Genomic DNA, 20,890 nt, shown 5'->3' with positions numbered 1-20,890 from the left:
TCGGAACGAGAAAGACCATGAGAACCATCAAGGGCCCCGCCATCTTCCTCGCCCAGTTCGCAGGCGACGAAGCGCCGTTCAACACGTTGGAGAGCATGGCCGACTGGGCTGCGGGTCTGGGCTACAAGGGCCTGCAGGTCCCCAGCGGAGACGCGCGGCTGTTCGATCTGGAAAAGGCCGCCGAAAGCCAGACCTATTGCGACGAAGTGACCGGCATGCTGGCCGACAAGGGCCTTTGCATCACCGAACTTTCGACACATCTTCAGGGCCAGCTCGTGGCGGTCCATCCCGCCTATGACGTGCAGTTCGACGGTTTTGCTGCGCCGCATGTGCGCGGTAATCCGAAAGCGCGGCAGGCCTGGGCGGTCGAGCAGATGAAGCTGGCGGCCAAGGCCAGTCGCCGCCTGGGCCTCACCGCGCAGGCCAGTTTCTCCGGCGCGCTGGCGTGGCCCTATTTCTACGCCTGGCCTCAGCGCCCGGCGGGGCTGGTTGAGGATGCCTTCGACGAACTGGCCCGGCGCTGGAAGCCGATCCTCGACGTGTTCGACGAGAACGGCGTCGACATCGGTTTCGAACTGCACCCCGGCGAGGACCTGCACGACGGCGCGACGTTCGAGATGTTCCTCGACCGCGTGGGCAACCATCCGCGCGCGAACATTCTCTACGATCCTTCGCACTTCGTGCTGCAGCAGCTGGACTACCTCGCCTTCCTCGACATCTACCACAGCCGGGTGAAGTGCTTCCATGTGAAGGATGCCGAGTTCCGCCCGAATGGCCGGGTCGGGGTCTATGGCGGCTATCAGAACTGGGCGGACCGCCCCGGCCGCTTCCGCTCGCTGGGCGATGGGCAGGTGGATTTCGGGCAGATCTTCTCGAAGCTGGCGCAGTACGATTTCGCCGGCTGGGCCGTGCTCGAATGGGAATGCGCCCTCAAGCATCCCGAGCAGGGCGCGGCGGAAGGCGCACCGTTCATCGAGCGGCACATCATCCGCGTCACCGATCGGGCCTTCGACGACTTCGCCGGGAGCGGCAGTGACCGCATGCTCAATGCCCACCTGATGGGAATCGGCGAATGAGCGGCGCGAAGAACGGCTGGAACCGCCGCGAGTTCACGGCGGGCGCGGCGCTGCTGGCGCTGGCTCTGGGGATCCCGGCGGCGGGCGTGAAGCTGACCGATCTCGACGCGGCGGACCTGCCCAGCGACCGCCAGCGCCGACTGATCGCGGATGTCTCGGACCTCGTGATTCCGCGCACCGATACGCCGGGCGCGCGCGACGTCGGCGTTGGCGACTTCGTGGTTTTGGCCCTCGCGCACGGGCTTTCGGGAACCGGCGCGCCGATGGCGTCGGAAACGATAACGGCCGCCGTCGCCCCGTTCCGCCGCCGCAACGGTTCGCTGCGCCATCTGCCCTGGCTGGAGCATAGGCTCGACCGCGCGGCGGGCGGCGACTTCCTGCGGCACGATCTTGCCGAGCGCACGCGCCTGCTGGCCGCGCTCGATGCCGAGGCTTTCGCGCAAGGCGCCCCGCCTTCGCCGTGGACCGCGCTGAAGGGCCTGATCCTCACCGGCTATTACACCAGCGAAGCGGGCGGATCGCAGGAGCTTCGCTACGAACTCGTGCCCGGCAAATGGGAGTGGGACATCCCCCTCCAGCCCGGGATGCGCGCATTTTCCAGCGACTGGACCGCAGTGGATTTCGGCTGACCATGACAAACAACACGCAATTCGATGCGCCCCAGTTCGACGCGCCCCAGTTTGACGCGATCGTCGTCGGCTCGGGCATTACCGGCGGCTGGGCGGCCAAGGAACTGACCGAGGCGGGCCTCACCGTCCTGATGGTGGAGCGCGGCCGCAATATCGAGCATCAGACCGGCTACGACACCGAACTCAAGGCCCCTTGGGAAATGCCGTTTCGGGGGCAGGGCGATGCCGAGCTTTATGCGCGGGAATACCCGGTGCAGATGCTCAACCGGCACTTCAACGAGTTCACCGAGGGCCACTTCGTCAACGATGCCGATCAGCCCTACCAGAAGGCGCCCGGCAAGGACTTCGACTGGTTCCGCTCCTACCAGCTTGGCGGTCGCTCGCTGACCTGGGGGCGGCAGTGCTATCGCTGGTCGGACTACGACTTCGGCGCCAACAAGCGCGACGGGTTCGGCACCGACTGGCCGATCCGCTATGCCGACCTGGCGCCGTGGTACGACAAGGTGGAGGACTTCGTCGGCGTCTCGGGCGCGGCGGAGGGGCTGCCGCAGCTTCCCGACGGGCGCTTCCTGCCGCCGATGGAACTGAACTGCGTCGAATCCGCGATGCGGGAACGGATCCGGGCGAAATACCCGGACCGGGTGATGACCATCGGCCGCACCGCGAACCTCACCGAAGCGCGGCCCGAGCAAGGCCGGGGGCATTGCCAGTATCGCAGCATCTGCGCGCGGGGCTGCTCCTACGGCGCCTATTTCTCGACGCAGTCGGCGACGCTGCCCGCGGCGCAGAAGACGGGCCGGCTCAAGGTCGTCACCGATGCACAAGTGCACAAGGTGGACTACGATCCGAAGACCGGCCGCGTCACCGGCGTGCGCTGGATCGACACCAGGACCGGCGAGCACAAAGTGGCATACGCCCGCGTCGTGTTCCTGAATGCGGGCGCGTTCAACTCGGTCCACCTGATGCTGAACTCGGCCAGCGAGGCGATGCCGCAAGGCCTCGCCAATTCCAGCGGTGTGCTGGGCACGCATATCATGGACCATGCCAATACGATGGCGGCCATGGCAGTGGTGCCCGGTTTCGAAGGGCGGACGAGTTTCGGGAACCGGCCGACCGGCATCGTCATCCCGCGCTTCCGCAATCTCGACAAGCTGGACGGCGAGGGCTTCACGCGCGGTTATTCGTTCCAGGGCGGCGCGCTGCAAGGCACCTGGACGCGCGGCAAGCGGATGGGCGGCATCGGCAAGGACTACAAGGAAGAGCTGCACCAGATCGGCGCCTGGACGATGGTCCTGGTGGTCTTCGCGGATTCGATGCCGCGCGCCAGCAACCGCCTTACCCTCAGCAGGCGCACCGACCCGCGCGGCGTGCGCCAGCTTGAGATCGCCTTCGCGCACGGCAAGGAGGAAATGGCCGCCCTTGCCGATGCCCACCGCGAGGCGACGGCGATGCTCACCGATGCCGGCGGCCATGTCGTCATGGGCTTCGACAAGCCCGGCCACGGCGGCACTTCCATCCACGAGATGGGCGGCGCGCGCATGGGCTGGGATCCGAAAACCTCGGTGCTCAACCGGCACAGCCAGGCGCACGACATCCCGAATCTCTTCGTTACCGACGGTGCGCAGATGAGTTCGTCGGCCTGCCAGAACCCCTCGCTCACGTACATGGCGCTTACCGCGCGCGCCTGTGCGACGGCGGTTTCGATGCTGAAGGAAGGCGTGATTTGACCGCACTTGCGGCGCCGGCGCTTGCCGTGAACCTGACCGAGCGGCAGAAGTCGCTCGCCTATCTAACGCTGATGGTGGCGCTGGTCCTCGAGATCGTGGACGTCACCATCGTCAACACCGCGCTGCCGGTGATCGAGCAGGACTTCGGCGCGGCGGCGGCGCAGGCGCAATGGGTGGCGGCGGGCTATTCGCTGGCCTTTGCGCTGCTGCTCATGCTGGGCGGGCGGCTGGGCGATGCCTTCGGCTACAACCGCCTGTTCATCGGCGGCGTGGCCGGGTTCACTTTCGCCTCATTGCTCTGCGGAATGTCCGCCAGCCCGGACCAGCTGATTGCCGCGCGCGTGCTGCAGGGCGCGGCGGGGGCGATGATGGCGCCGCAGGTCATGGCGCTGATCCAGGTGCTGTTCGAGCCGCTGGAGCGTGTGGCGAAGCTGGCCTGGGTGGGCGTGATCGGCGGACTTTCGGCGATCTGCGGACCGATCATCGGCGGGGTGCTGATCCATGCGAACCTGTTCGATCTCGGCTGGCGAAGCGTGTTCCTGATCAATGTGCCGGTGGGCGTAGTAGCGGTCATGGTCGCGCGGCGGCTGCTTCCGGACGCGCGGTCGCCGCTCGCGCGCGGGATCGACGGGGGCGGGACCATGCTGTTCGCCGCGTCGATGGCGGCGCTGCTCTATCCCCTGGTGCGCGGGCATGATCTGGGCTGGCAGCCGTGGCATCTGGCGCTGCTGATCGCCGCGCCGGTGATGATGGCGCTTGTCTGGCGCCGGACGCTGCGCCGCCGGCGAAGGGGCGAGCCGACCTTGTTCGCGCCCGAATTGTTCCATCAGCGACAGTTCTCGTTCGGTCTTGCCATCGCTCTCTCCTTCGGGGCGGCGACGGGTGGGTTCCTGTTCGTCTTCGCTTTCGGCGCGCAGAAATTGCTAGGCTTCTCGCCGCTCCAGACCGGCCTGCTGCACATACCGTTCAGTGCCGGGGTGATGCTTGGTATCGCGTTCCTCGGCCGCAAGCTGGTGACCAGCCACGGCAAATGGGTGCTGGTCGGCGGAATCTCGCTGATGGCATTGTTCGCGGGTGGGACCTTGCTGTGGATCGAGAGCGGCGTGCCGTTCTGGTGGGCACTTCCCTGTCTCGCACTGGCCGGGACCGGCATGGGCATGACCAGCGGGCCGCTGACGCCGGTGATCCTCGCCCGCGTCGATCGCAGCCATGCCGGCGCCGCGAGCGGTTTGATCAAGACCGTGCAGGAACTGGGAATGGCGCTGGGCATCGCGGTGGTCGGCACCGCCTTTTTTGCCGGGGGGGCGACAGGCGCAGTGGGCGCCGTTCTGCCCGCGGTGGCGGCGATCGAGGGCCTCATGCTGATCTGCTTCGTGCTGGCGCTCCAGCTTCCGGCGCCGCTCTTTCCCGAGCAGGATGCTTGACTGGAATTTGCGTTCTATTTAAAACCAAGTCCAGCCTGGTAGCGGAGTCTCTCCGCTTGGGAAGTCGGCGCCGCTGCTAGAGCCGCGCCTTCATGCTGCGGGCCGCTTTGTCCTTCGGGACGACCCTTCGGGGGTGGCGGCGCAGCATGTGAGCAGCACGATATCTGCGCACATCGTCCCGGCACTCTCCGAAAATCACTGGGAGAAGACGATGTCCGATTATGTGCGCAATCTCTGGTATCTGGGCGCGTGGGACCACGAAGTGCCCGAGGGCGGCATGCTGTCTCGCACGTTGCTGGACGAGAAGTGGCTGATCGCCAGCCTGTCCGACGGGACATATGCGATGCTGGCAGACCGCTGCCCGCACCGCTTCGTGCCGCTGAGCAAGGGCCGGTTGGAACAGGATGTGATCCATTGCCCCTACCACGGGCTCGGCTTCGATCGCACCGGGGCCTGCGTGCACAATCCCTTTCCGGCGCCGCCGCCGGCGCATGCCCGCGCGCGGACCATGCCGGTCGTCCATCGCCATCGCGGACTGTGGTTCTGGCCCGGCGATCCCGATCAGGCCGATCCCGCGTCGATCCCGGACTTCGCGTTCGTCGACCGGGCGGACATGCAGCGCAGCCGCCTCGTCATCCAGGGGCATTACGAGCTGGTGACGGACAACCTGATGGACCTGACGCATGCGGAGTTTCTCCACGTCGCCAGTTTCGGCGTGAACGGCTCGATCTTCTCGGGCCGGCAATCGGTCGTCACCGATGAGAGCGGGGCAATCTGGAACAACTGGGACATGGAGGCGGTCACCCCGCCGATGTGGGCCGCGCCGATGCTGGGCGAGGGGGACCGGGTGGACCAGTGGCTGCACATGCGCTGGCACGCGCCTGCGGCGATGGCGCTGGCGGTCGGACTGGCCCGCGCGGGGACGGGGCGCAAGGACATGGTCGTGCCGCCGATGCTCAACCCGCACATCATCACGCCGGAGACGCGCACCAGCAGCCACTACTTCTACGATCACGAGGCAACGCCCGAGGCCGAGGCCCTGGCGCGCCAGGTCTTCGTGGAGGAGGACGAACCGATGATCGAGGCGGCGCAGCAGGCGCTGGGCGAGCAGGACTTCTGGGCGGCGCGTCCGGCGATCCTGGAAACCGATGCCGCCGCGATCCGTGCGCGGCGCCGGCTGATGCAGCTGCGGCGGGCAGAGGCGGGAGCGGAAGAGAAAGCCATCCTTGCCGAAGCCGGGTGAGGATCGGGGGCGGCGGCGCAGTGCGCCGCCGCCCCGTCGATCTGCGTCCTACCTGGCGTGATGCTCCTGGGCGTTCAGCATCATCAGCGCCAGGAAATCGTCGAAAGCGAGGCGGGCGTCGATCCTCGTGCAGACCCTCAGGTTGCGTCCGGCGATTTCGGCTCCGTAAGTGCCGTCGTCGTTGACGGCACGCGCCGTGACCGTCTCCAACCGGCTGCTCTCCGGCGTGAGCGTGCCCAGGACGACCGTGGGTGTATCGCCCATGGGCCAGGCGCCGCCGATATCGACGAAGTCGGGCGGCGAGGTGAAGCGATCGTAGAGCCACTGCGTGAAAGGCGAGATCGGCCGCAGCCGCGCCGCCATGTCCGCGATCGACATCTGCATCTGGCGATAGGTCGATTGCGGCACCTGGATCAGTTCCAGCGCCGGATCGCCGAGAACCCGGCGCGCGGCGGGAAGGTCGGCCATGAGATTGTATTCCCAGCCGCCCGACGGTCCGCTGGCTGCTGCCCCAGTGCCTGACGAATAGTCTCCGCCGCCGATCCAGATCGCTTTCATGCGGCCGGCGATGCGCGGCTCCAGTTGCAGCGCGGCGGCCAGGTTGGTGAGCGGGCCGCCGCACGTGAAGACGAGCGGCAGCTTGTCCTCGCGCATGGCCTCGGCCACGATGGCCCTGGCGGCGGCGGAGGGCGTCAGCTCGCCCAGCTTCTCGGTGCCGGCGACTGTCGGAACCGCCGCGATCCCCAGGCGCTCCGCCAGTTCCACCGCGACCGCGGCGCCAAGCCGGGCCGTCCGGTCGGCAGGGCCTTGCGAGGGGAACTTGCGATCCAGCGCCGAGGATGTGACGAGCACGGTGCGCGCCTTGGGGCTGAGCAACTGATGGGCCAGCGCGACCAGCGAGTCCGGGTCGCCGGCATAGTCGTTGTCGGCAATCACGCGAACCGAGGCGCGCTGGGGGATCCGCTTGAAGTCGGCCGCGGCCAGGGGACCGTGCAGGGCAAGCGCGCCGCCCGCGCCGATCATGCCTGCCACTGCGCTGCGACGGTCCGTCATCATGGTTCAGCCTCCCTCGAAAGCACGGTAGCGATAGTCGCGGAAGCGAGCCAGGCCATTGCCGCTGGCGAAGAGGGCCGGGCGAAGGCTGGCGAGATCGTCCATCGTATTGGCATGGTAGCCGGAGACTTCGCTGCGCACGGCATGGCGGATCCAGTCGCCGCCGGGCACGCGGTGGTACATGGTCACGATCTGCCGTGCATTGACGATCCGCAGGTCGATCCGGCTGCCTTTCGCCACGGGCTCCTGCCAATAGCTCGGCTTGCCGCCGCGGTAGCTGACCATCCGGGTGCCGTCATAGCCCATGCCCAGGAACAGGCGATCGTTGAAGAACAGCAGCAGCCCCGCTTCGGCCCCGCCTTCCAGTTCCAGCGAGACGGTGCATTCGTAGGCATGGTCGCCGACGAGATGGGTAAGCGGCGAGCAGTCCTGCGGCCCGGCTCCCTTGGCGGTGAGCGCCAGCGCGCCGCCGCTGACCACGGCGCGCGTGCTTTCGCTGGGGGCCTGGTTGTAGAACCGCCAGCGCGTGCCCAGCGCGGCGCGCGAGAAATCGTCGGACCAGGCCATTCCCTGCCGAAGATCCCGCGGGGCCGAGACGCTGCCGGTCTGGCCGCGAACGGCGGGCTTGGGCAGGGGGCGGGAGAGATCGGCGCCCATGGCGCGGGGCCAGCCGTCCTTGTCCCACTCGATCGGTTCGAGCAGCGTCTGGCGGCCCAGCGTGTAGAAGCCGTTTTCATAGCCGTGATAGACGGCCCACCAGTCTCCGCCCGGCCCTTCCACCAGACTGGCATGCCCGCGCGAGAGCCACTTGTCCGCCGGGTTCCAGGTGCGGATGATCGGATTGTGCGGGCAGTCCTGCCAGGGGCCGTTGATCGAGCGGGCGCGGGCCACCGTCACCATGTGACCCGTGGGCGGACCGGCCGTGCCGCCCACCGCGGTCACCAGGTAGAACCAGTCGCCGCGGCGGAACAGCTTGGGGCCTTCCAGCGAATAGGCCTCGGTCACCCAGTCGTCGGGGTACTTCCAGCCATCGTAGACTTTCTCCACCGGCCCGTCGGTGGCGAGGCCGTCGTCCGTGAGGCGCACGCGGTTGACGCCCGAGAGGAACAGGTAGCGCTTGCCGTCTTCGCCCACGACATGGCCGGGGTCGATCAAGCCGCCGATGCCAAGGTCGATCGGGTCGCTCCAGGGGCCGCGAATGTCGTCGGCGTGGATGACGAAGATATTGGCAAAGCTCTTGAGGCCCTGAGACCAGGGCGCCTGCATGAACGGGATGTAGATGTAGTAGCGCCCCTCGTGCTTCACGAGATCGACCGCGAAGACGGTGCCGAGAGGCTTGTCGAGCGCGGGGCCGATGGGCGTCCAGTTCACCAGATCGCGCGAGTGCCAGATCAGCAGGCCCGGCGCCGCCTCGAAGGAGGAATGGGTGAGGTAATAGTCCTCACCGTCCTTGAGGATGGTCGGGTCCGGGAAATCGCCGGCCAGCGTGGGATTGAGATAAGTCCCGTCGCCGCGATCCGCCCGCCGCTGGCCCTCGATGCCGGGCAGGGCAGAGGCCGTGGCCGGCACTGCGCGGCCCGCGCTCCAGGCCGCGCCCGAGCCCGCTGCGAGGCCCGCGCCCAGGCCCGTGAGGGAACCCAGGCGCAAGGCGTCACGCCGGTCGATCATCCGGCTAGCGAAACGCGCTTGGCGTCGCTGTTGATCGAGGGGAAGGGCAGGTAGGAGACGCGCAGCTGCTGGAGCAGCGAAAGCTCGTGCTCGCCTTCGGGGAAGCCACCGGCATGGTCCACCAGGATGGTCGCCGGCGCGCCGAAGGGCCAGCGGCGATCGTAGGCCACTTCCATTTCGTCCAGGCTGAGCGGGCCTTTGCCTTCGTCGAAACGGACGGCTTCGCGGGGCAGGGCGGCGCCGTCGATCGAGACGTCCAGCTTCTCGACCATCGAGAGGCCGAGGCCGCGATAATAGCCAAGCCGGGCCTCGAAGGCGAAGCCGGTCGGTGCATCGGCCGGGCCGGTGTTGCGCAGGGTGGCGGCGTCGATCAGGTACTTGTCGAACATCAGGCGATCTCCCGTTCCGCGTCGGCTTTGGCAATGAGGCGTTCGAACATGACGTGCTGGCGGCGGACCTGTTCGCGGCTGTCGACCGGCGAGACGTCCTGGATCCAGCGGTTGCCCTCGTATTCGCTGGAGAGCGTGCCTTCCCAGCCGCACTTCACCAGCTCGGGGATCACTTCGTCATAAGCGATCGTGGGATCGGTGCAGTCCTCGGTCATGCCGTAGAACTTGGCCTGGATATGGCGGAAATAGGGGGCATAGTCGCCGATCCGCCGGGGGTTGGCATAAGGCGCGTGGCGCAGGGTCTCGGCCATGGCGATTTCCGCCTTGTTGCCGCCCATCTTCACGGCGACTTCGTAGATCGTGTATTCGCACATGATCTTCTGTTCGTGCTGGTCGACGATGAACTGCGTCACTTCCGGCCGGGCGCCCTGCCGTTCGAAGCGGGCGCGGAATTCGGGCGGGTAATGCTTCATGAAGATGCCCATGTCGGGCAGGATGCCGAGGTGCTTCGTGCCCAGCCGATCCGCTTCCTCGATGGTGCGCAGGATCCAGGCATGTTCGAGATGCCAGGGCGCGTGGACTTCGACGCCCATGTGTACGTCCAGTTCTTCGGCATAAGGCACGCACTGCGCCAGGATGTCGGGCCGCACGAAGACCAGCACGCGCATGTTGCGGATGCCCAGGCGGTTGCAGAGCACCAGATCGCGCCGGATGCTCTCCACCTGCTCGGCATCGGAGATCAGTTCGCCCTTGCGCAGCTTGGTGTCGAGAAACATGTCGTAGCAGGTGAAATGCGCGCCGTGGCGGGCGAGCATCTCATGCCAGCGGGCCACTTCGGCATCGTCGATATGCGGGAAGGCCGGCATGTTCTGCTCGGGCAGGATTTCGATGCCCGTCGCGCCGATCGACGCACCGAAGGCGATGCAGTCCTCGACCGACATCTGCCCCAGGAACATCTCTTCCTGGAAGCTGTAGAGGCTGACGCCCCGCTGGATTTTCGACATGTACCCCATCTCCCGGGCCTGCCTGTGCAGTGCCTTAGTGTATTAGAATTACAATTCATGTTTGGGCGATGCGCGCGAGGCTGTCAATCGGGGGAGAGCGCAATTATTCGGTGTCGGCTCGGCTTGAGAGGTCAGCCGCGATCTTTGGCTAGATCGTCGGCCCAGATCTTCGGGCAAGCGCTTCAGCCTCGAGCGGGGATGTCGATTACGCGGTCGGCCAGCCGGTCCACTTCCGCGCGGTCGTGGCTGACATAGAGGATCGGCAGGGCGAGTTCGTCGCGGATGCGTTCGATCACGGTGAGGATTTCCTCGCGTCTTTCGGCATCGACCGAGGCCAGCGGCTCGTCCATCAACAGGAAGCGGGGGCCGGAGAGCAAGGCGCGGCCGATCGCCACGCGCTGGGCTTCGCCGCCGGACAGCGTGGCCGGGCTCCGATCGAGCAAGTGGCCGATGCCCAGGAAGCCGAGCGCGGTGTCGAGATCCATCCAGCGCTGCGCCGGCGGCGCCAGGCGCCAGCCGTAGAGCAGGTTGTCCCGCACGGAGCGGTGCGGAAACAGGCGAAGGTCCTGGAATACGTACCCGCAGCGGCGCTGCTCGGGCCGCAGGTCAATGCGCCGGGCCTTGTCGAACAGTATCGTGTCCTGGACGAGGATGTGGCCGGCACTGGGCCGCGCGAGTCCGGCGATGGCGTCGAGCAGGGAGGTCTTGCCCGCGCCCGAAGGCCCGAACAGCGCGGTCAGGCCGCCTTTTTCGGTCCGGAAGGCATAGTCCAGCCGCAGCTTGCCGCGCTTCAGGGCGATCGCCAGGTCAAAGGGCATGATGCGCCGCCCCTGCCTGGCCGTATCGGGAGCCACTACGCCGCGCGAGCCATTCGGACGCCACCAGGGCGGCGAGCGAGACGAGGATCGACAGCACGGCGAGGCGCGTCACCTGCCACTCCGAGCCGGGCATCTGCAAGGCGCTGTAGATGGCGAGCGGCAGGGTCTGCGTCTCGCCCGGAATGTTGGAGGCGAATGTGATGGTCGCGCCGAATTCGCCGATCGAGCGGGCGAGGCCGAGCACGAGTCCGGCCAGGACGCCGGGCATGGCAAGCGGCAGGGTGATCGTCGCGAAAGTGCGCCAGCGCCCGGCGCCGAGCGAACGGGCGGCGCTCTCTAGGCGGCGATCGACCGCCTCGATCGAGAGGCGCATGGCGCGGACCATGAGCGGCAGCGCCATGACCGCGGCGGCCAGCGCGGCGCCGGTCCAGCGGAAGATGAACGTCAGCCCGAAGCCTTCCGCGAAGAAGCGGCCCAGCGGACCGGCCGGGCCGAAGGCGATCAGCAGGAGCCAGCCGGTGACGACAGGCGGCAGGACCAGCGGCAGGTGCACCAGCGCATCGAGCAGGACCTTGCCGGGAAAGCGCCAGCGGGCGAGTACCCAGGCGAGCGCAAAGGCGATTGGCAGGATCGCGGCCATGGCGACGCCGCTCACCTTCAGCGACAGGAGCAGGACCTGCCATTCTTCCGGGGAGAGGGCCGTCACGCCAGCGGGTCGTGCAGGATCAGCGCGCGCCGAAGCCGAAACCGCGGAACACGGCCTTGCCCTCGGCGGAGATCAGGTAGCGGCGGAAGCCTTCCGCGTCCTTGTGGCGCGAGGATGCCAGCACCGCCACCGGGTAGCTGATGGGGTCGTGCGAACTGGCGGGGAAAGTGCCTACCACTTGCACGCCAGGTTCGGCGCGGGCGTCGGTGCCGTAGACCACGCCCAGCGGCGCGGCGCCCCGGCTGACGAGCGCCAGCGCGGCGCGCACGTTTTCGGCGGGCGCCAGCTTGCCCTGCACCGAAGGCCAGACCTTGAGCCGGGTCAGCGCCTGCTTGGCATAGATTCCGGCAGGCACGGCGTTCGGGTCTGCCACGGCCAGTCGGTTCGGGCCAAGCGCGGCCGCCAGCGGGAAACCGGGGCGAATCGTCAGGCGCTTCGCCTTGCCGGCGGGGCCGATCAGCACCAGCGTATTGGTCAGGAACGACACGCGGGTCCTGGGGCGCAGCAGGCCCTTGGACTGCACTTCGTCCATCCAGGGTTCGTCGGCGGAGACGAAGACGTCTGCCGGGGCGCCCGATTCGATCTGGCGCGCGAGGGCGGACGATCCGGCAAAGGAGATCTTCGGGCGCGGATGCCCCTTGGCCGCCCAGGCGTCGGCCGCGGCATTCATCGATTCCTGCAGGCTGGCCGCCGCCAGCACCAGGGGTCCCGACTGCTGGGCAACGGCAGGTGCGACCGCCAGGGCGAAGACCGCGAACAGCGATGTCAGGAAGGCGAGCAGCCGGCGCATGGTGGAAGGTCTCCGAAAGGACTGGGCTATATTCCGTCGTATATGGCTGGATGCATGCATTGCAAGGCGTTGATGCGGCGCGACGCGGAGTGGCCTGGATGGTGTGGGCCCGATGGTATGGGCCCGATGATATGGGCCCGATGGTATGGGCCTGATGGTATGGGCCTGATGGTATGGGCCTGATGGTATGGGCAAGCCCGGAGGAAGATGTTAGCATCCCGATTCTGCGGGAAGGTTCGGGACGTCACGCCAAAAGGCGGACGGCATCGGACCGGCGGGCAAAGCCGCCACGCATTAGGGGATGTTGTGAATGAACGTCGTGAACGAAGGTATCTTTCAGTTCGAACGCCGTCCGGAAGGTTTCGCCGGACTCCATCACGGGATCAGTTCAAGCCTGGTCTATGCCGCCCAGAGCGGCAAGTTGGGCAATCCGGAACATGACGCGCGCGGGTTGATGATCGCCGTCGCGCTCTGTGCCTGCTGCTGGCTGGGCCTCGGTTACTTCCTGCTCACCTGACGCGGCGGCCCCGGCCGGGGCCGGCCCCTCAGCCTGCCAGGAATGCCTTCACATCGCCCATGAAGCGATCGAACTGGTCATGGTGCAGCCAATGGCCGGCGTTTTCGTATTCGATCAGGCGGGCGCTCGGGAAGTGGTCGATCCGGCCGTCTTCGGCAGGGCTTTGCGCAAAGCTGTTCTGGCCCCAGAGCATGAGCATCGGGCAGGTGATCGCCTGCCACAGCGCGACGATGTCCGAAGTCGGCAGGTCCGATACCGACCAGACGTTGACGTAGTTGTCGAACTTCCAGCTCCAGGTGCCGTCCTCGTTGCGGCTGGCGCCATGGATGGTGAGGTGGCGGGCCTGCTCCTCGGTGAGGAAGGTGTTCTCCTCCTTCATGCGCTGGTAGGCATCCTTGCGCGTGGCGTATTTGCGCGGCAGGCGGCCGGCGGCGCGGCGCTTGTCCTCGATCCACTGCTTCAGCCGCTCTCCCGGCCCGCGTTCCTCCATCTGCCGGCGGATCTGCGGCGGCGGGCCGAGCCCTTCGATATTGACGAACTTCGCCACTTTCTCGGGGAACAGCCCGGTGAAGCGGGTGGCGATATTGCCGCCGAGCGAATGGGCGACGATCGTCACTTTCTCGTGCCCGAGCGTATGCACCAGTTGCGCGAAATCGTAGACGAAGGCGTCCATCCCGTAGTGCCCTTCGGGCGACCATTCGGAATCGCCATGGCCGCGAAGGTCCGGGCAGATGACGTTCCAATCGTGCCGCAGTTCCTCCGCCACCCAGTCCCAACTGCGGCAATGGTCCCGCCCGCCATGCTGGAGAATCAGCGGCGGCGCGTCCGGATTGCCCCAGTCGACGTAGTTGAGGCGCAGGCGCTGCGAGATGAAGCGGTTCGAAGTGGGACCAAGCTGGCTTTTCATGACGAAACCGTGATCCCGGCCCGCGCCGAGGTCAATGGGGAGAGGCTCGTTCTGCCCGCCGGACAGGGGGCATCAAGCGCCGATTTGCGGGGATCAAATATTTCCTTACAGCGTGCGGCGCTTGGCAAACCGGGGTGCTTGGCCCTATCTCGCGCCCCAACGATATTCGACACATTCACGCCGGAGACTTTCACATGGCGACGACGCACAAGACCCGCATGCTCATCATCGGTTCCGGCCCGGCCGGACTCTCGGCCGCGATCTACGGCGCGCGCGCCGGGATGGAACCGATCGTGGTGCAGGGTCTGCAGCCCGGCGGCCAGCTTACCATCACCACCGATGTCGAGAACTACCCCGGCTTCCGGGAAGTGATCCAGGGCCCCTGGCTGATGCAGGAAATGGAGGCCCAGGCCGTCCACGTCGGCACCCGCATGATGTACGACATCATCACCTCGGTGGACCTGAACGGGCCGATCTTCACCGCCATCGGCGATTCGGGCGACATCTACGAGGGCGATACCCTGGTGATCGCCACCGGCGCGCAGGCGCAGTGGCTGGGCGTTCCGGGCGAGCAGGAACTCTCGGGCAAGGGCGTTTCGGCCTGTGCCACGTGCGACGGCTTCTTCTATCGCGGCAAGAAGGTCGTGGTGATCGGCGGCGGCAACACCGCCGTCGAGGAAGCGCTCTACCTCACCAACCATTCCGACGAAGTGACCCTGATCCACCGCCGCGACAGCCTGCGCGCCGAGAAGATCCTGCAGGACCGCCTCTTCGCCAATCCCAAGATCAATGTCGTCTGGGACAAGCGCGTAGAGCGCTTCATGGAAGGCGAGAACGGCGAACTTCGCGCCCTGGCGCTGATCGACACCAAGACCGGCGAGCAGAGCGAAATCCTGACCGACGGTGCCTTCGTCGCCATCGGTCACGCACCCGCGACCGAACTGTTCAAGGGCAAGCTGGCCATGGACGAGACCGGCTATCTGCTGGTCCAGCCGGGCACGCCGAAGACCGACATCGCCGGCGTCTTCGCTTGCGGCGACGTGATGGACCACGTCTATCGCCAGGCGATCACCGCTGCGGGAACCGGCTGCATGGCCGCGCTCGACGCCGAGCGCTATCTTGCCGCGCGGGACTTTGCCGAAGCGGCGAAAGTCGAGGCCTGAGGGTTTGCGTAAGGGGTTCGGGGATTTCCTCGAACCCCTTACGCCTAATCTGCGGCCAGCACGTCCAGCACTTGCGCAAGCAGCCAGTCCTGCGCGTCCGGCTCGACGTAGCTATGAGTCGCACCGGCACACCGCCGCACCCGGGGGTCCGCCTTCTGCCAGTGCGCCACGAAGGCAAGGCCGGTGCGATCCCGCTCGGCCACGAGCAGGCGAACGGGGCCTGAAAAGCCGGCGATGCCTGCCGCGATTTCCTGCGCGAGGCCGACGGGCTGGGGCCGGGCCGGACGCACGGCCGCCACCAGGCTGCGGACCAGCTTGCCTACCGCCACCTGGCCGGTCAGCAGGCGCTTGATGGCAGCCGGATCGGCCAGCCGGCGCCGATAGTGGTCGCGCACGACTTCGGCCGGGGCCTCCGCGGCGGTGTCCTCGATGGTCCAGGGATTGGAAAGCACCAGCCCGTCCAGCCCCGCCCCTTTCGCAAGCATCAGCGCGCTGGCGGCGTCGCAGTTTCCGAAGCCGATCACGCGGCGAAGGCCCGGGCATTCCGCGCGGAAGGCTTCCAGGGCGGCGCGGATATCGGGGGCGCTTGACCGGAATTCGCCGTTCTCACCCTCGCTGTCGCCCACGCCGCGGCGATCGAAGCGCAGCACGGGGTATCCTTCCGCTGCGATGCGGGCCGCGAAGCGGGCCTGGCCGTTCCAGGCACCGGCGCGCACTTCGTTGCCGCCGGAGACCAGCAGGAGACCGGTCTCGCCCGGTGTCCCGTCGAGCGTGGCGACGAGGCGGGCGCCTTCGCAGGAAAACGTGAAATGCCGCCGCGTCATGGTTGCATGGCCTCCACCAGAAGCGCGGCGAGGGCATCGGCCTGCGCCGCGTCCTCGTCCGGCTCGGCGCGGAGCCAAAGGCCGCTGCCGCCGATCCGGTCCTGGGCGATGACGCTTGCCCCGGTCGCAGGCTCCAGGCGCTCCAGGTCGCGAAAGAGCGCGCTGCCGAGTGGATATCCCGCCAGCACGAGACCATCCTCGCGGGCGGCGGCCGTCAGGGCTTCGCGATTTTCCTCCAGCCCGGCCTCGCGGCTGGCCAGCATGCGCGCGCGAAGCATGCCGCGCAGGATCTGCGCGCCCTTCACCGGGGCATAGTGAAACGCGGGGAGGGGCGGCGTGAACAGGCAGCCGCCGCGCAGGCCCAGCGCATGGGTGGCGCGGAAGTGCTGCGCCGCGGCACCCATGGCGTCCTGCCAGTGCCGGGCATCTTGCCCTGGCAGGCCGGAGAGGCTCTCGTTCGTGCCGGGAAGATCGGGCAGCACACTGTCCATACCCGCACGGTCGAGCCGCCGCATGACTTCGACGGTGAAGCGGCGCAGGCGATTGCCCTCGTCGAACAGCGCGGGCACGATCAGCAGGCGGCAGGCGCGTCCGCTGTCGAAAGCGAGCGCCTGTTCCTCCTGGGAGCCTCCGTCGGGAAGCGGGCAGAGCCAGGTCGCGGGGGTCATCGGGCGATACCCCCCGCGCGGGTCATGCCGCGGTGCGCTTGGCTTTCGCGAAGTCCAGCAGGCCGCCGAAAGTCTCCAGCATCTCGCCGTCGATCTCGTCGTCCTCGATGATGATGTCCAGCCGGTCTTCCAGCTCGGTCAGCAGGCCGGCCACGGCCATCGAATCCAGCTCGGGCAGATGCCCGAACAGGCCGGTGTCGGCATCGAACGTTTCTGCCTGCCCCTGCTTGAGGCCCAGTACGTCCGTCAGGATGCGGCGCAGCAGCAGGTCGGTATCGTCTTGCATGGCCCCTCTCTTCGGGCATTGTCTTTAGTCTCCGCGCCTCTAGCCGCGCTTCGCGGTTGCGGCAAGGTACTGTGCACCTGCTCCCAGAATGCCGCGGGCGAATTCGCGGCCGAAATGCGGCCAGTTCAGCGGCGACCAGGGGCGGAACATGTCCAGCCGATATCGCGGCCGCACAATTTCCATCCAGTCGCGCTTGTAGGGATCGTCGCCGGTGCCGAAATCGACGAGATTCACCCGGTCCATGTCGATGACGTGGCGGAACAGCGCAGCACTGAGTACCGAACCCGGCGAAAGCGGCTTCGCAGCCTCGCGGTGTGCCAGCTTGTGAATCCAGGCGGTGCCGTGCTCGACGGTCCACATCTGCGCGGCGACGGGCTCGCCGTCCGCCAGCGCCAGGCCAAGCCGCAGCCGCCCGGCCCGGCCTTCGGCCTCGGCAAATGCGCGCAGGAAGGCGGGGCTGCCTTCGTGGGGCTTCCAGCTTTCGGCATAGATCGATTCGTAAGCGCGCCAGACGTCCGCATCGAAGCGGTCGAGCACCCGGGTTTCCACTTTGCCGGACTTGCGCTTGAGCGTGGTGCGCAGCTTGCCGGGACGGGAAACGAGGTATTCCGCGTAATTGCGGCCATCCACCGGCAGGACATGGTTGGTGTCGCAGGCTTCGCGGCGGACGCGCCAGCCGGCATTTCGAAATGCCGTTTCGAGGCGCGTGGCGCTGCGATCCTCGTCAGGCAAGCCGCCCAGCGTGATCCGCCGCGCCTTGCCCGCAAGGTCTGCCGCCAGCGCCTGGAGCAGCCCCTCACTGCGCGAGGCGAGGGGGCGATAGCGGAAAGTGTACCAGTTCGACAGCGCCTGGAGGTGGCCTCCGGTGCCCTGCAGCGGCAGTACCGCCAGGTCGTTCTCCTCACGCGCAACGGCGATCAGCGGAGCAAGGCTGCAATGCTCGGCCAGTCCCTGGAACCAGGCGAACCGGTCGAACGGCGCGCGCTGGTTGCTCTCGGAAAGCCAGGCAGCTAGCTGGCCATCCGATTGCACTTGCTTAAGATCGCGGTGATAATCGACCTTTATCACGTCCCGTTCGAACCCCTGCGGAGCCTATCCCCGTCATGACCGGCAGTACCGAAAATCCGATCCTGCCGCTCGACCATCTCGCCCTGCGCGGGGAGGATTCGGCCGAGGCGCTCGTGCTGCGCGGGGAGGTACTGGACTACAAGGCATTAAGAACGCGTGTCTCCCGCCTTGCGGCTTGGCTGGCGCGCGTGGTGCCGGAAAAGGGGGCGCGCGTGGCCTCGTGGGCGGCGAAGGGCGAACTGACCTGCCTGCTGCCGCTGGCCGCGGCCCGCGCCGGTCTGGTCCATGTTCCGGTGAACCCGCTGCTCAAGCATGCGCAGGTCGCCCATATCCTGGCCGACAGCGGCGCGCTGGTGCTGATCGGCACGCCCTCGCGCCTGGCATCGCTGGGCGAGGGCGATGTCCCGCCGGCCTGCCGCATCATCGAGGAAGGCGCTGCGCTGGCCGAAGCCGCGGAGCAGGGCGGAGAACTGCCGCCCTCCGCGGCCGATCCCGACGAACTGGCCGCGATCCTCTATACCAGTGGCTCCACCGGCCGCCCGAAAGGCGTCATGCTCAGCCATGCCAACATGTGGCTGGGGGCAGAGAGCGTGGCCGAATACCTGGGCCTCGCGGCCGACGATCGCACTCTCGCCGTGCTGCCGCTGTCCTTCGATTACGGGCAGAACCAGCTGCTTTCAACCTGGTATGCCGGGGGCTGCGTGGTACCGCTGGACTACCTCATGCCGCGCGACGTGGTGAAGGCCGTGGACCGCCATGCCATCACCACTTTGGCCGCCGTGCCGCCGCTCTGGGTGCAGGTTTGCGAGCTGGACTGGCCCGCCACCGTAGCAGCGAACCTGCGCCGTCTCACCAATAGCGGGGGCGCGTTGACGGTCGATCTCGTGCGCCGCATGCGCGCCCTGTTCCCGCAGGCGCGGCTCTTCGCGATGTATGGCCTGACCGAAGCCTTCCGCTCCACGTACCTCGACCCCGCGCTGATCGACACGCATCCCACCTCGATGGGCAAGGCGATTCCCCATGCCGAAGTGCTGGTCGTGACGGAAACCGGCAGGATTGCCGCGGACGGGGAGGAAGGGGAACTGGTCCATTGCGGCCCGCTGGTCGCCCAGGGCTACTGGCAGGACCGGGAGCGCACGGCGGAACGCTACAAGCCCGCACCCGCCGGATCGCGCTACGGCGGCATGGCGGTATGGTCGGGAGACCGCGTGAGGCGCGATGCGGAGGGCCTGCTCTATTTCGTCGGCCGCCGCGACGCCATGATCAAGAGCGCCGGCAACCGCATCAGCCCGCAGGAAGTGGAAGAGGCGGCGCTGGCGACCGGGCTCGTCGCCGAGGCGGTGGCCCTGGGGCTGGCGGATGCGCGGCTGGGGCAGGCGGTCCATCTCGTGGTCCGCGCGGCGCCAGGCGCTTCAGGCGCAGAGGAAGAATTGCCCCGCAAACTCATGCAGGAACTGCCGAATTTCATGCAGCCCAAAGTGATCCACTGGCGCGCGGCGCTGCCGATCGGGCCGAACGGCAAGATCGACCGTACCGGCCTTGCCGCCGCGCTTGCCGTGGAGACCCTGGCATGAAGGCGCTCGGTCCGATTCCCGCCGGGTTCGCGGCGATCGACGGCGTTCTGGCGGTCGGCGGCAAGCCGGTGACGCAGTGGGCGGCGCAAGCGGGCGACACGCCGCTGTTCCTCTACGAAGCGGACCGCGTGCGCCGCCGCGTGGCTGAACTGCGCGCGGCCATGCCAAAGCGCCTGGCGCTGCACTATGCCGTCAAGGCCAATCCGTTCCCGCCGCTGCTGGCCTTGATGGACGGACTGGTGGACGGGTTCGACATCGCCTCGGGCGGGGAACTCGAGATCGTGCGGGGCGCGGGGATCGACCTTGCCGCCGTCAGCTTTGCCGGTCCCGGCAAGCGCGACCGCGAGATGGAAGCGGCGATTCGCGCGGGCGTGACGCTCAATGTCGAATCGGAGGCCGAGGCCCGGCGCGCCATTCGCATCGGCGAATCGCTGTGCCTGACGCCGCGCCTGGCCATTCGCGTGAACCCGGATTTCGACCTCAAGGGATCCGGGATGAAGATGGGCGGCGGTGCCAAGCCCTTCGGCGTGGATGCCGCGCGGGTCCCGGAACTCGTGCGCGAGATCCTGGCCAGCGGCGCGGACTGGCAGGGCTTCCACATCTTCGCCGGAAGCCAGGCGCTCGATGCCGAGGCCATTGCCGAAACGCAGGGCCAGACGCTCGACCTGGCTGCGCGGCTGGCGCTGCAGAGCGGTGCGGTGCCGCCCCGCTGCAATCTCGGCGGCGGCCTTGGCATTCCCTATTTCCCGGGCGACACGCCGGTCGATCTCACACTGGTGGGCGCGCGGCTGGCGGAGCGCTTCGAACGGCTGCCCGAGGTCTTGCAGGGCACGGCTTTCTGCATCGAACTCGGCCGCTATCTCGTTGGCGAATCGGGCATTTACATCGCGCGCGTGATCGACCGGAAGGAGAGCCACGGCGAAGTGTTCCTCGTCACCGACGGGGGCTTGCATCACCAGCTTGCCGCCTCGGGCAACTTCGGCACGGTGGTGCGACGCAACTACCCCTCCGCCATCGCCACCCGCTTCGGCGCCGATGTGGAGGAGGAGGCCTCGATCGTCGGCTGTCTGTGCACGCCGCTTGACAAGCTGGCCGACAAGGGCGGTTTTCCAAGGGCCGATGTGGGCGATCTGATCGCGGTGTTCTGCGCCGGGGCCTACGGCGCTTCGGCCAGCCCGGCGAACTTCCTTGGCCAGGGTCCGGCGCTGGAAATGCTGGTCTGACCCGGCGTTAGCGATTGGTGCCATGTTGTCCCATAGCGGGACCGCATGGGAATCGCGCTGTCAGGGCTAACGCAATGTTCACCCTTTTAAGCGATAGGCGAGACTGGAAATTTGCCCGGTCCGCCAGTCCCGT

Annotated in this window: 21 protein-coding genes; 9 read left to right on the top strand and 12 right to left on the bottom strand. The window is 67.5% G+C overall.

Annotated features, from left to right (window positions below; translation table 11 throughout):
- Positions 1–17 precede the first annotated feature (17 nt).
- The 5 genes from EDF58_RS05725 (at position 18) to EDF58_RS05705 (ending at position 6,099) form a co-directional block, all read left to right on the top strand.
- Complete coding sequence (locus tag EDF58_RS05725; protein WP_132263384.1) at positions 18–1,076, top strand: sugar phosphate isomerase/epimerase; 1,059 nt, start codon at positions 18–20, stop codon at positions 1,074–1,076.
- On the top strand, positions 1,073–1,705 hold the full coding sequence (locus EDF58_RS05720; protein ID WP_132263382.1) for a gluconate 2-dehydrogenase subunit 3 family protein: 633 nt from the start codon (positions 1,073–1,075) through the stop codon (positions 1,703–1,705). The genes EDF58_RS05725 and EDF58_RS05720 overlap by 4 nt, the downstream gene beginning before the upstream one ends.
- A gap of 2 nt (positions 1,706–1,707) precedes the next feature.
- A complete protein-coding gene (locus EDF58_RS05715) occupies positions 1,708–3,432 on the top strand; it encodes a GMC family oxidoreductase (protein ID WP_132263380.1) in 1,725 nt (574 codons plus the stop codon).
- A complete protein-coding gene (locus EDF58_RS05710) occupies positions 3,429–4,856 on the top strand; it encodes an MFS transporter (protein ID WP_243654084.1) in 1,428 nt (475 codons plus the stop codon). The genes EDF58_RS05715 and EDF58_RS05710 overlap by 4 nt, the downstream gene beginning before the upstream one ends.
- A 211-nt stretch (positions 4,857–5,067) precedes the next feature.
- Complete coding sequence (locus tag EDF58_RS05705; protein WP_132263378.1) at positions 5,068–6,099, top strand: aromatic ring-hydroxylating dioxygenase subunit alpha; 1,032 nt, start codon at positions 5,068–5,070, stop codon at positions 6,097–6,099.
- A 48-nt stretch (positions 6,100–6,147) separates the two neighbouring features.
- On the opposite strand, the gene EDF58_RS05700 is transcribed toward EDF58_RS05705, so the two are convergent.
- The 7 genes from EDF58_RS05700 to modA all read right to left on the bottom strand — a co-directional run bounded on the left by EDF58_RS05700 (position 6,148) and on the right by modA (position 12,527).
- Positions 6,148–7,155, bottom strand: a complete 1,008-nt coding sequence (locus EDF58_RS05700; protein ID WP_207912818.1) for a nucleoside hydrolase — start codon at positions 7,153–7,155, stop codon at positions 6,148–6,150.
- A 3-nt stretch (positions 7,156–7,158) separates the two neighbouring features.
- Complete coding sequence (locus EDF58_RS05695) at positions 7,159–8,820, bottom strand: family 43 glycosylhydrolase (protein ID WP_132263376.1); 1,662 nt, start codon at positions 8,818–8,820, stop codon at positions 7,159–7,161.
- Complete coding sequence (locus EDF58_RS05690; protein WP_132263374.1) at positions 8,817–9,209, bottom strand: DUF6379 domain-containing protein; 393 nt, start codon at positions 9,207–9,209, stop codon at positions 8,817–8,819. The genes EDF58_RS05695 and EDF58_RS05690 overlap by 4 nt, the downstream gene beginning before the upstream one ends.
- Positions 9,209–10,213, bottom strand: coding sequence for a TIM barrel protein (locus EDF58_RS05685; protein WP_132263373.1), 1,005 nt, complete (start codon positions 10,211–10,213; stop codon positions 9,209–9,211). Before EDF58_RS05685 ends, EDF58_RS05690 begins: the two co-directional genes overlap by 1 nt.
- 182 nt (positions 10,214–10,395) lie before the next feature.
- Positions 10,396–11,031: an ATP-binding cassette domain-containing protein gene (locus EDF58_RS05680; protein ID WP_132263371.1), complete on the bottom strand. Its 636-nt coding sequence runs from the start codon at positions 11,029–11,031 to the stop codon at positions 10,396–10,398.
- A complete protein-coding gene (gene modB / locus EDF58_RS05675) occupies positions 11,021–11,737 on the bottom strand; it encodes a molybdate ABC transporter permease subunit (RefSeq protein ID WP_132263370.1) in 717 nt (238 codons plus the stop codon). Before modB ends, EDF58_RS05680 begins: the two co-directional genes overlap by 11 nt.
- 19 nt (positions 11,738–11,756) lie before the next feature.
- A complete protein-coding gene (gene modA / locus EDF58_RS05670) occupies positions 11,757–12,527 on the bottom strand; it encodes a molybdate ABC transporter substrate-binding protein (RefSeq protein ID WP_132263368.1) in 771 nt (256 codons plus the stop codon).
- A 310-nt stretch (positions 12,528–12,837) separates the two neighbouring features.
- On the opposite strand from modA, the gene EDF58_RS05665 reads away from it, so the two are divergent.
- The gene (locus tag EDF58_RS05665) at positions 12,838–13,044 is read left to right on the top strand and encodes a hypothetical protein (protein WP_132263366.1); all 207 of its coding nucleotides are present in this window, start codon (positions 12,838–12,840) and stop codon (positions 13,042–13,044) included.
- Between the two features lie 28 nt (positions 13,045–13,072).
- On the opposite strand, the gene EDF58_RS05660 is transcribed toward EDF58_RS05665, so the two are convergent.
- Complete coding sequence (locus tag EDF58_RS05660) at positions 13,073–13,951, bottom strand: alpha/beta hydrolase (RefSeq protein ID WP_132263364.1); 879 nt, start codon at positions 13,949–13,951, stop codon at positions 13,073–13,075.
- 194 nt (positions 13,952–14,145) lie between these two features.
- On the opposite strand from EDF58_RS05660, the gene trxB reads away from it, so the two are divergent.
- On the top strand, positions 14,146–15,114 hold the full coding sequence (trxB, locus tag EDF58_RS05655) for a thioredoxin-disulfide reductase (protein ID WP_132263362.1): 969 nt from the start codon (positions 14,146–14,148) through the stop codon (positions 15,112–15,114).
- A gap of 44 nt (positions 15,115–15,158) precedes the next feature.
- Here the strand turns inward: trxB and EDF58_RS05650 are convergent, their stop codons facing one another.
- The 4 genes from EDF58_RS05650 to EDF58_RS05635 are packed head-to-tail and all read right to left on the bottom strand — an operon-like array spanning position 15,159 to position 17,960.
- Entirely contained in the window at positions 15,159–15,938 is a 780-nt protein-coding gene (locus EDF58_RS05650) for a hydrolase 1, exosortase A system-associated (RefSeq protein WP_132263360.1), read from the bottom strand.
- On the bottom strand, positions 15,935–16,606 hold the full coding sequence (locus tag EDF58_RS05645) for a hypothetical protein (RefSeq protein ID WP_132263359.1): 672 nt from the start codon (positions 16,604–16,606) through the stop codon (positions 15,935–15,937). The genes EDF58_RS05650 and EDF58_RS05645 overlap by 4 nt, the downstream gene beginning before the upstream one ends.
- A gap of 22 nt (positions 16,607–16,628) precedes the next feature.
- Positions 16,629–16,892: a phosphopantetheine-binding protein gene (locus EDF58_RS05640; RefSeq protein ID WP_132263357.1), complete on the bottom strand. Its 264-nt coding sequence runs from the start codon at positions 16,890–16,892 to the stop codon at positions 16,629–16,631.
- Between the two features lie 39 nt (positions 16,893–16,931).
- Positions 16,932–17,960, bottom strand: coding sequence for a GNAT family N-acetyltransferase (locus EDF58_RS05635; RefSeq protein ID WP_132263355.1), 1,029 nt, complete (start codon positions 17,958–17,960; stop codon positions 16,932–16,934).
- A 35-nt stretch (positions 17,961–17,995) separates the two neighbouring features.
- On the opposite strand from EDF58_RS05635, the gene EDF58_RS05630 reads away from it, so the two are divergent.
- Positions 17,996–19,534 (top strand): acyl-CoA ligase (AMP-forming), exosortase A system-associated, encoded by a 1,539-nt coding sequence (locus tag EDF58_RS05630; RefSeq protein WP_132263353.1) that lies wholly within the window; start codon positions 17,996–17,998, stop codon positions 19,532–19,534.
- Positions 19,531–20,757, top strand: a complete 1,227-nt coding sequence (locus tag EDF58_RS05625; protein WP_132263352.1) for a pyridoxal-dependent decarboxylase, exosortase A system-associated — start codon at positions 19,531–19,533, stop codon at positions 20,755–20,757. Before EDF58_RS05630 ends, EDF58_RS05625 begins: the two co-directional genes overlap by 4 nt.
- The last annotated feature ends 133 nt before the right edge of the window (positions 20,758–20,890 follow it).

This window comes from Novosphingobium sp. PhB57 (assembly GCF_004342985.1).
In the GTDB taxonomy this organism is placed as follows: Bacteria; Pseudomonadota; Alphaproteobacteria; order Sphingomonadales; family Sphingomonadaceae; genus Novosphingobium.
The sequence above is the reverse complement of the archived record's forward strand: the minus strand, read 5'-3'. Positions and strand labels throughout refer to the sequence as shown.